This is a genomic window from Actinomycetota bacterium (assembly GCA_028698215.1).
GTDB lineage: Bacteria > Actinomycetota > Humimicrobiia > Humimicrobiales > Humimicrobiaceae > Halolacustris.
This window is the reverse complement of record JAQVDY010000033.1, coordinates 7,758-14,051: the sequence shown is the minus strand read 5'-3', so window position 1 is coordinate 14,051 and position 6,294 is coordinate 7,758. Positions and strand designations below refer to the sequence as shown.

Sequence of the window (6,294 nt, the reverse complement as noted above, 5' to 3'; positions counted from 1 at the left end):
TTTTGGTCTCAGATATCAAGGAAATGGCAAGGACTGAACAAAACCTAATAATAGCGGATAAATAGGGATAATCTATAGGTCCCAGACTTCATCTTGCCAGACATCAGGGAGGGCATACAAAACAATGGCAAATAAGCGTCAATAATAGCTGTTTGGGGAGCCTAAAAGCAGGGTTCGATTCCCGCCGCCTCCACCATATCAATAACTGCCTGACCCATTCAGGCTCTTCACCAACAACGGGAGCAACCTATTACCTAGCAGCACAACGCTCTCACTCTCAACCTGTAGTTTTTAAAGTTTCTCCTATCCTTACAAAGGAAGCACCAAGGCTTCTAAACTGTATTCCTGCCCGTCCTGCTATTAAATATTTAACAGGGAAAAAGCAGGTTCCTGCTTAAAGAATGTCTTAAAGAACATGTTGACTTACCTGTGGCATAAATTATTATCTGAAATCCTGTTTGACTTTAAAATATAATTAAACTATACTTCATTTTTCATAAAAAGTTGATATATGTATAAGATTTAGATGCAGTGCAGCTTTTCCTTTATCTGGACGCTTGGGAAAAGCAGAGCAAATAGCGTAACCGACTAAATTTAATTAGTCGGTTTTTTATTTTTCAATTAGATTTTTTTATAAATCACTACAAAAGAAAGACAAGTAATGAAAAAGTTTTTAACAATTGCTGCCCTAATAGGATTAATGATGTTAATGTCCGGCTGCATAGGTATAAGCAAATCTGCTGATAGGACTGAAGCCCACCCGGGAGATATTGTGACCTATACTATAGTCTTAAGTTATGAAACCTCAGAAGATGTAGTAAGTGGAGAAGGTGTCAATGTACAACAACTTGATTTGTCAGGGCCAGAGGAAGGATTTTGGAATGTTAAGGTAGAGGATAGCCTGGTAGACCTAGGTGAAAAAGGAGATATCGGCTCTCTGTCCAGTGATGATTTTCCTTACATCATTAATTACGAATATGTAGTTACAGAGGATGATATTGGAGACCTTATAAATACGGCTACAGTTACTTACAATTATTACAGAGTAGAGGGAGAAGAGACGGGAGAAGATGAATCCACATTTAAGATTACTGTAACCAAAAAGCAAAATGAGGAGCCCATAAAAAATACACCGCCTCCATCTCCGGCAGTTGAAGTATTGCCTCTTGCTACATATAATATAACTTCATCCAATGGTAATGGAGGGACCATAAGTCCCCATGGTGAGTTAACAGTAGCAGAGGGTGAAAGCCAAACCTATACCATAACACCCAGAGATAATAATTATGAGATTTCTAATGTTTTAGTCGATGGGACACACCTAGGGGCAGTAGAAACATACACCTTTGAAAATGTCACCGCAGACCACTCTATTTATGTAGACTTTGGAATTATGGAAAAAGTTGGGGAAGCCTTAGTTTCCGGGGAAGAAGTAGTGGAGACAGCTGGAATTTCAGAAGATGTAGTGGAAGTCGCAGGAGAAATGGAAGAGCTTCCCTATACTGGATTTAATGGGACCAATGTTTTTATGGGGCTGGGAATGCTTCTTGCGGGCAGCGGTCTCGCGGTTGCTTTAATGAAGCTAAGAAAGAATACCCTCTAAAATTATTACTACAGGCCCAAATAAGCGGGCGTCTAAAAAATGCCCGCTTATTTGTTTATAAAGATTTTTTAGGGAAAAACGGAAGTAAATTTCAAACATATCAAGATCCCTGGAGAATTTTCCATAAGGGAGGTTTCCCGAACAACTGTTTTCTCAAAAATATCCTTTACCCCTGTTGCATAGCCGCCTAATCATTTTTGGCATTAAACCTAAGGGGCATTTTTACATCCCTCCTGCTTTAACAGTATCCTATCTATCTTGCTTTTCTAAAATATTAAAAAAACAGAGCCCTACCAGTTTTAGCAATATATTTACAATTAATCAATTTCACATTTATAATGGAAAAAGCAGGTAATATACAATGGCTATAAAAAAGTAGTATATTTAACACTAGACCTATAGAGGCCATAAGCGAAATTTGGCTATAGTAATAAAGAGGCACTACTATCCTAAAATATAATACCTGTGGCGCTGGTAAAAACATAGGCCCAGAGATATTAATAGCAGGGAGAGCTATGTTGCAAATATTCAGGATGAAGTGAGGGTACTGTAAATAATACAGATAAGGTTATCAGTAAACCTATTTTCTATCCAAACTCCAGTAACAGCTATTACGGGGATAAAAGCTACAGTCTAGCTTACTGTATTTTTGAAGGAGACTATTTATGAGAAAACTTCTCATCTTCCTGCTTGTGTTTATTAGCATTGCTTTTACTATGGCTGCTCCTTGTTATGGGCAAGAAGGCAATATCATTTGGACAGAAGAAGAGGTTGCTTTTATGGAAGCCCATCCTGTAGTCCGGCTGGGCGTAGATCCTGAATTCGTACCATTTGAGTTCATTGATAAGGATGGAGAATATAGGGGTATTGCTACTGATTACCTGTCATTGATCAGCGAGAAAACAGGCATACAATTTGAAGTGGTTAAAGGCCTGACCTGGCCCCAGGCTTATGACCAGGCTTTATCGGGAGATATAGATGTTTTACCAGCAATATCCAAAACGCAGGAAAGGGAACAATATTTTCTTTTTTCCGAGCCATATTACTACTTTAAAAGGGTCATCGTAACCAGGGATACGGACAAGGGAATCACTGGAATCAAAGATCTGGAAGGGCTGACGGTAGCAGTGCAGCGGAATAGTTCGCATCATAGCTACCTGCTGGATTACCCCAAGATAAATTTAAGTTTGTACGACTCTGTGGAAGCTGCTACTACTGCAGTAGCAAACGGGACGGAAAGGGCTTTTGTTGGGAATCTTGCTACTACCAATTACCTGATACGGTCCAATGCGCTGACCAATTTAAAATTTATTGCCTTCGAAGCAGAAAAGCAGCAGGCTTTGCATTTTGCAGTTCGCCAGGATTGGCCGGAGTTAGTTAGCATCCTCAATAAAACACTGGATACCATTACCGAGGAAGAAAAAATAGCCATAAGCAATAAGTGGATAGAATTAGAATCAAGGATTGACTATGGCCCTATTATCCGTATCATCTTAATAGTTGGCGGCTTTGTAGCCGCCGTATTGGGGGTTTCATTCTATTGGATTGTCCGTTTAAGAAAAGAGATAAAGAAGCGGGAACTGGTCCAATCTGCATTGGAAAAGGCCAAACAGGAAGCTGAAGAGGCCAATGAATTCAAGTCCAGCTTTATGGCCAGGATGTCCCATGAAATAAGGACGCCGCTCAATGCTATTACCGGTATGGCATACCTGCTTAAAAAGACCGATAATGCTTCAACGCAAAGTATCTATATTGACCGGATTACCCAAGCATCCAACATAATGCTGAGCATTATTAATGATATCCTGGACTATTCTAAAATTGAAGCTGGAAAAGTGGAGCTGGAAATCACTTCGTTTAACATAGACCAAGTTATCCAGGATGTAGTAAATATAGTATCTTATAAAATTGAAGAACAAAAGATTGGTTTTAAACTATCCAAAGACCCTCTCGTGCCCAATTGGTTTTTTGGTGACCCCAAGCGAATAGAGCAGATACTCCTAAATGTTCTAAACAATGCTGCTAAATTTACCAATGAGGGGGAAATTTCGCTGGATATTAAACTGGTGGCCAAGGAAAATGATAAGTATCACTTGTCTTTCTCGGTCCGTGATACCGGTATCGGCATGACTGAAGAACAAGTTAAAAAACTTTTTGTGCCGTTTACCCAGGGTGACAGCAGCATTACCCGGCGCTTTGGAGGTTCCGGGCTGGGATTATCCATTGTCAAAAACCTGGTAGAGATGATGAAAGGGAAAATAGAGATTTTCAGTACCTTAAAGGAAGGCACTACCTTTATTATTCATTTACCCTTAACTGTGGATAAGAAAAAGGAAGAGGAGTATGCGGAAACTTTCTCCAGTAATCACTTCAAGGATATCAGGACGCTGGTCTTAGAAAAAACAGGGGCAAATATAAATTTGATAGGAGGCTATCTTAGCGCATTTGGTATGCAGTGCGAGCTTACCACTTCTCAGGCCAGTGCATTAAGTATGCTGGAAGCTGCTGACGGCAAATTTGCCAAACCTTTTGATTTATTTATAGTAGATTATGATACTCCTGTAGAAGGCGGCTTTAAATTTATAGAATCAATTAAAAATAACCATAAAATGATTAAAGTACCAAAAATTATTATGTTATTGCCCATGATGAGGGAAGATTTATTTGACAAAATTGATGAATACGGGATTGATATGGGCATGGGTAAACCAATTATTCCTTCTATTCTTCTAAACGGAATCCTGGACATTTTTAAGTTAAAGGCTGTATCTTCCGCACAGCCTGCGGTAAAAAAAGAAGAAAGCCAGGTAAAAGTTAGTAAGCCGCATGTTGTATTATTGGTGGAAGATAACAAGACCAATCAATTGATTGCAAAAACTCTTCTACAACAATTAGGGGTGGAAGCATTGGTGGCTGACAATGGAAAAGTGGCTGTTGAACTTTATCAGGAACATAAGGACAAAATTGACCTGATATTGATGGATTTGCATATGCCAGTTATGAACGGCTATGAGGCAGCTAAAAAAATCAGAAATATGTCAGCCGATGTGCCTATAGTGGCTATGACTGCAGACGTTATTTTAGGAGTTCGGGAAAAGTGTGAGCAAAGTGGGATCCACCATTATATCAGTAAACCTTTTGATCCTGACCGTTTTTTACAAACTATTAAGGATATTCTTGAGGCTGATAAAGGCAGCAGCAGTAAAGGCTTTTTTGTATTGGATAAATCGGCCGGCCTTAAAAGCATGGGGGGAGATTCAGACCTTTACCGTCAGGTCTTAAGTGAATATTTTAATGAAAACCAGGGTACTTTAGCAGGGCTCTCTTTGGCTATTAGTGAAAAAAGATATGCTGATGCTGTACAGATTGTCCATAAGGTTAAGGGCAGTTCAGGCAGTATTGGGGCCAAATCACTGTATGAGGTGTCTATATCATTACAGAAAGCCCTAAGTGATGAAAAGGAAGATGAAACATTACTTTTAAAAGAGCAATTTTTTGAATTATTTAAAAAACTGTTGGTAGAAATTGAAGAATTCCTGGACTAAAAAAGTGATACAGAATGAATATATCCGATTGGAGGGGGAAGAGTGATGCCTGCAAAAATATTGGTTGTTGATGATTCGGCTTCAGATCGTTTAATCATCAAAAATAGGTTGAAGGAATACGAAGTAATGACTGCAAGCGATGGTTTAGAAGCCATGAGACAGATGGATCAGAATGAAGATATAGACTTGGTTATTCTTGATTTGAACATGCCTAATATGAATGGGTTCCAGGTTCTTGATGCAATGAAATCTGATGACCGTTATAAAAAAATGCGTACGATAATATTGACCAACTTTGACGAGTTGGAAAATGAAATCAAAGGATTAAAGCTGGGGGCAGTAGACTATATCAGAAAGCCTATCCAAATGGACTCCCTGAAGGCCAGAATTGAGGTTCATATTGAACTGCTGCGGGTCCAAAAATTACTTGAAAACAAGCTGTATGAACAGGGTTTGACATTCGATACCATTTTCCATCAAGCACCTATTGGCATAGCCATTGCCTACAGCAATGAGCCTATGGGGACTGGCAGGAATGATACAGTCCGCATAAATCCTATGTTTGAACAAATTACGGGGAGAACAAAAGAAGAACTGCTAAAGCTGGGCTGGGCCCAGATGACACATCCTGATGATATAGAGGAGGATATTAAGAACTATGAGAAGCTGAGATCCGGGGAAATAGAAAGCTATGCCATGGATAAGCGTTATATTAAGCCCGACGGATCCATTGTTTGGGTACATATGGTGGTAGCCCCCCTTACCTTATCTAATAGCAAAAAGCATAACCATATATGCCTTATTCAGGATATTAGCAAGAGGAAGGCCATAGAAAATGACCTGATAGAGAGCGAGCGCAGTAAATCCGTTCTTATTTCCAATCTTCCAGGTTTGGCTTACCGCTGTAATTATGACCGGGAATATACCATGCAATTTGTGTCTGAAGGCTGTTATGATTTGACTGGTTACCGGCCGGAAAGCCTCATTAATAACAAAGAACTTTCTTTCAATGACTTAATTTCCCCAGAATACCGTGAACCCTTGTGGAAAGAATGGGAAAAGGCCCTGGGCAAGAGGTTGCCTTTTAATTATGAATATCAGATCATAACGGCAAAAAAAGAGCGGAAGTGGGTTCTGGAAATGGGG

3 protein-coding genes and 1 riboswitch are annotated in these 6,294 nt (G+C 39.5%); all 3 genes read left to right on the top strand.

Features of this window, described 5'->3' with window-relative positions; genetic code table 11:
• The first annotated feature begins 515 nt into the window (after window positions 1-515).
• A riboswitch (cyclic di-GMP riboswitch) is annotated at window positions 516-599 on the top strand.
• Between the two features lie 62 nt (window positions 600-661).
• Window positions 662-1,603, top strand: a complete 942-nt coding sequence (locus PHN32_08160; GenBank protein MDD3777563.1) for a hypothetical protein — start codon at window positions 662-664, stop codon at window positions 1,601-1,603.
• Window positions 1,604-2,268: 665 nt separating this feature from the next.
• Window positions 2,269-5,148 (top strand): transporter substrate-binding domain-containing protein, encoded by a 2,880-nt coding sequence (locus tag PHN32_08155; GenBank protein MDD3777562.1) that lies wholly within the window; start codon window positions 2,269-2,271, stop codon window positions 5,146-5,148.
• Between the two features lie 45 nt (window positions 5,149-5,193).
• Window positions 5,194-6,294, top strand: a 1,101-nt coding sequence (locus PHN32_08150) for a PAS domain-containing protein (protein ID MDD3777561.1), incomplete at its 3' end; no start/stop codon positions are given.

Bases quoted from the DNA above. Each gene is read 5' to 3' on its own strand.
- PHN32_08160 (MDD3777563.1), top strand. From the start codon at position 662: ATGAAAAAGTTTTTAACAATTGCTGCCCTAATAGGATTAATGATGTTA.
- PHN32_08155 (MDD3777562.1), top strand. From the start codon at position 2,269: ATGAGAAAACTTCTCATCTTCCTGCTTGTGTTTATTAGCATTGCTTTT.